The 3,506-nt window shown below is 59.6% G+C and carries 4 protein-coding genes; 3 read left to right on the top strand and 1 reads right to left on the bottom strand.

Translation table 11 applies throughout. The features are described from left to right. Window positions 1–180 precede the first annotated feature (180 nt). Entirely contained in the window at window positions 181–888 is a 708-nt protein-coding gene (locus BQ17_RS10205) for a glycosyltransferase family protein (protein WP_176722380.1), read from the bottom strand. A 339-nt stretch (window positions 889–1,227) separates the two neighbouring features. On the opposite strand from BQ17_RS10205, the gene BQ17_RS10200 reads away from it, so the two are divergent. The 3 genes from BQ17_RS10200 to BQ17_RS10190 are packed head-to-tail and all read left to right on the top strand — an operon-like array spanning window position 1,228 to window position 3,364. Beyond that, the gene (locus BQ17_RS10200; protein WP_089726749.1) at window positions 1,228–2,601 is read left to right on the top strand and encodes a sodium-dependent transporter; all 1,374 of its coding nucleotides are present in this window, start codon (window positions 1,228–1,230) and stop codon (window positions 2,599–2,601) included. A gap of 12 nt (window positions 2,602–2,613) precedes the next feature. Continuing rightward, on the top strand, window positions 2,614–3,048 hold the full coding sequence (locus tag BQ17_RS10195; RefSeq protein ID WP_089726747.1) for a type II toxin-antitoxin system RatA family toxin: 435 nt from the start codon (window positions 2,614–2,616) through the stop codon (window positions 3,046–3,048). Then, window positions 3,041–3,364, top strand: coding sequence for an RnfH family protein (locus BQ17_RS10190; RefSeq protein ID WP_089726745.1), 324 nt, complete (start codon window positions 3,041–3,043; stop codon window positions 3,362–3,364). Before BQ17_RS10195 ends, BQ17_RS10190 begins: the two co-directional genes overlap by 8 nt. Window positions 3,365–3,506 lie beyond the last annotated feature (142 nt).

Below are 3,506 nucleotides of genomic sequence, written 5' to 3'. Positions count from 1 at the left end.
GGCAAACAGCACGGTAATAACGCCCCCCGCTTGGTTCCAAATCAGAGGCAGCGCGCTGCCGGCGCACTCCAAAGAGTTGGGTAGAAGGCCTGACCCACCTGACCCGATTCCAGGCCAAGGGCTTGTTTCAGCAGGAATTATCATGACTCATTTGTAAAGATGCGGGTCCATCAAGGAATCCTAGTCGATCCTGATCGAGCGCGCCAGCCGGTCGAATTCCGTCGTCTCCATCGGTTGAAATCCGTGCGCGGCGAGATCGGAGTCCTCCCATAAATAGAGATCGTGGAAATCCGATCCCGCACCGCCCTGCTGCCGGTCGTAATCCGCCACTTTTCTCGCCCGCGCCTGCCTGGAGCGAATGATCCAATCGAAATGCACTAAAAAGGCTTCGTCCGGGGCGACCAGCCCGGCTGATGCCCGAAACCCGGGGGAGTGGATGTCCGTGATGTAATCAACCCGATCCGGCCGAAACAAGCGCCATTGGATATCCATTTTGTCCTGATCCTGCTTCAGCAATGGGTGGTTGGAAAACTCGCAGTGTTCATTCTTCCCCATTCGTACCCAGCGGCGCGGGATGCCGACGATGTTGGTATCCAGACTGTCGAGCCTATCCGGGATCCAATCGATCAAGGCATGGGATGGAAATTCATCGTCGTCCAGGCGCAACACCCACTGGGCATCGGTATGATTCGGGATCAATCGAACGATCGCCTCGACCCTCGGAAATTCCGGAATAACCCGAGTGAATTCTATCTGTTCGCGTTCGAGCAATTCCTTGGTTCCGTCTTCGGAAGCATTATCGAGCAAAACCAAGGGTTGGATCGCCAGCTTTCGGTAAGCATGGAGAATCTCTCCGAACCACCCGGCACTGTTCTTGGTTGCGATCACGATCCGTACCCGTTCGCGGAAAAACCTGCTCGATTTCCCGAGCCTGGCTTTTCGTAAGACCCATTGCCACATGGAAGTGCTGCGCCTCAATGGATGGATTAGATATCAATCAGTTAGCTTACCAGAAAATCTTTGCATCCTTTGCGATCCATCAGTCGCCGGCTACCAGTCACCAGCTTCCAGCGGCTGGTAGCCGACGACCGGAAGCCGGAAATTATACGCGCTCGCCCCGGGGCAAACCTGCCCGACTTGAGCAGTGCCGCCGATTTGCCGGAAAATAAGCCCCTATTGTGCGAGCAGGCGTTGGGCCCCGTTCGGACGGCATATGAGGAATCATCGATGGTGGCAACGACCTCGATCCACGGTATGTGGACGACCCGGCTGGCGTTTATCCTGGCGGCAACAGGCTCGGCGGTCGGGTTAGGCAACGTCTGGAAGTTTCCTTACATCACGGGCGAGAACGGGGGCGGCGCCTTTGTGCTGGTCTATATCCTGTGCGTGTCGATGATCGGCATCCCGATCATGATGGCGGAGATCATGCTCGGGCGGCGTGGTCGCCAGAGCCCGATCAACACCATGCGCACCCTGGCTCACGCGGAGGATCGGCATGGCTTCTGGCAGCTGATCGGTTGGGGAGGGGTGATCGCCGGCTTTCTTATCATCTCTTATTACAGCGTCATCGCCGGCTGGGCCATCGCTTACGCCTTTCGCGCCCTGGGAGGGAGCTTTACGTCCCTAACCGGTGAGACCGCTAAAGACCTGTTCGGTGCCCTGACCGGTGATCCGGAGCGGCTGCTGGCCTGGCATACGATTTTCATGGTGATGACCACCATCGTCATCTCCCGCGGCGTACGTTCCGGTCTGGAACAAGCGGTGCGCGTCCTGATGCCGGCCCTGTTCGGGCTACTGTTGGTCCTGGTGGGCTACGCGCTGACCAGCGGCAAGTTCATGGACGGGCTTAAGTTCCTGTTTGTCCCCGACTTCGGCGCCCTGAGTGCAGGGGCGATCATCACCGCGATGGGACATGCCTTCTTCACCCTGAGCCTGGGTATGGGGGCCATCATGATGTACGGCTCTTACCTGCCCGCGAGTGCCTCGATCACCCGTTCGACCATCATCATCGCCCTGATGGACACCCTGGTCGCCTTGTTGGCGGGAATGGCTATCTTCCCCATCGTCTTCGCCAACGGTCTGGAGCCGGGGGCCGGGCCGGGTCTGGTCTTTCTGACCCTACCGATCGCATTCGGCAATATGCCCGGCGGTCTGCTGTTCGGTACCCTATTCTTCGTCCTGCTGGTATTCGCGGCCTGGACCTCCGCCATTTCGCTCATCGAGCCGGCGGTTGCCTGGTTGGTGGAGAATCAGGGATTCGCAAGGGTACGCGCTTCGGTCTACGTGGGTATCGTCGCCTGGCTCCTGGGGATTATGACCGTCCTGTCGTTCAACGACTGGGCCTTCAGCTTCGATTTCGCCGGGGAGGTGAAGACAAACGGCGTCTTCGACCTGGTCGATATCCTTACCGCCAACTTCATGCTTCCCTTAGGCGGACTGGCAATGGCCCTGTTCGCGGGCTGGTTCATGGCGCGCGCATCGACCCAGGACGAGCTCGCCCTGGGTCAGGGCCCGGCCTATCGTCTGTGGCGGGTACTGATCCGGTATATCGCTCCCCTCGCGGTCGTGCTTGTGTTTTTCAACGCCGTTGGACTCCTGTAGGCGACTTTGCAGATGCCGGTCATCACCAAGAGTGCCTTGGTTACCTTCTCCGCCTCCCGGATGTTCGATCTGGTGGCGCAGATGGAGGACTATCCGAAGTTTCTGCCCTGGTGTGCGGCCGCCGAGATTCTGTCCCGTGAGGATAACCGGATTTGCGGTCGCATGGAGGTGGCCCGGGCAGGCATCCACCAGACCTTCACCACCTGCAATCGATTCGTTCCCGGGGAGCGGATGGAGCTGATGCTGGTGGATGGCCCCTTCCGCAAGCTCCAGGGCGCCTGGACCTTTCGACCCCTGCGCCGGGACGCCTGCAAGGTGGAGCTCGAGCTCGACTTCGAGTTCTCCGGCAAGCTCATCGACAAGGCCTTCGGCCGGGTGTTCAATCAGATCGCCAACACGCTGGTAGACGCCTTCTGCAAGCGGGCCGAGGAGGTCTACCGTGACTGAGGATCGGAACCGGGTCGAGATCGCCTATGCCCGGCCGGACGCGCAGACGATCCTCTCGGTAACGGCGAGCGAGGGGCTCACGGCAAAAGGGGCCATCGAGCAGTCCGGAATCCTGCAGCGCTTCCCCGAGATCGACCTCAGAGTCAACCGGGTGGGGGTGTTCGGCAAGCTCGCAAAGCTCGATCAAGCCTTAGCGCCTGGTGATCGGGTGGAGATTTACCGGCCGCTTATCGCGGACCCCAAAGTGGTACGCAAGCAGCGCGCAGCGCAAGGGAAGGCCATACGCAAGCGGAACGACGGCAAAGCACAGGCCTGACCACGCCGTATTTGGGTTGGTATGACGCAAACCATCTCAGAGGCTGTCTAAAAACTAATACATTGTTTCGGCTGGCTCCCCACGCTCCAGCGTGGGAGCAGACCTGGTCCCGACGGAGGAGGGATCTGACGCTCCAGCGTCG

Source organism: Candidatus Thiosymbion oneisti, from assembly GCF_900092655.1.
Taxonomy (GTDB): domain Bacteria; phylum Pseudomonadota; class Gammaproteobacteria; order Chromatiales; family Chromatiaceae; genus Thiosymbion; species Thiosymbion oneisti.
The sequence above is the reverse complement of the archived record's forward strand: the minus strand, read 5'-3'. Positions and strand labels throughout refer to the sequence as shown.

Coding starts and splice junctions, on each gene's coding strand:
- BQ17_RS10200 (WP_089726749.1), top strand. CDS start 1,228: ATGGTGGCAACGACCTCGATCCACGGTATGTGGACGACCCGGCTGGCG.
- BQ17_RS10195 (WP_089726747.1), top strand. CDS start 2,614: ATGCCGGTCATCACCAAGAGTGCCTTGGTTACCTTCTCCGCCTCCCGG.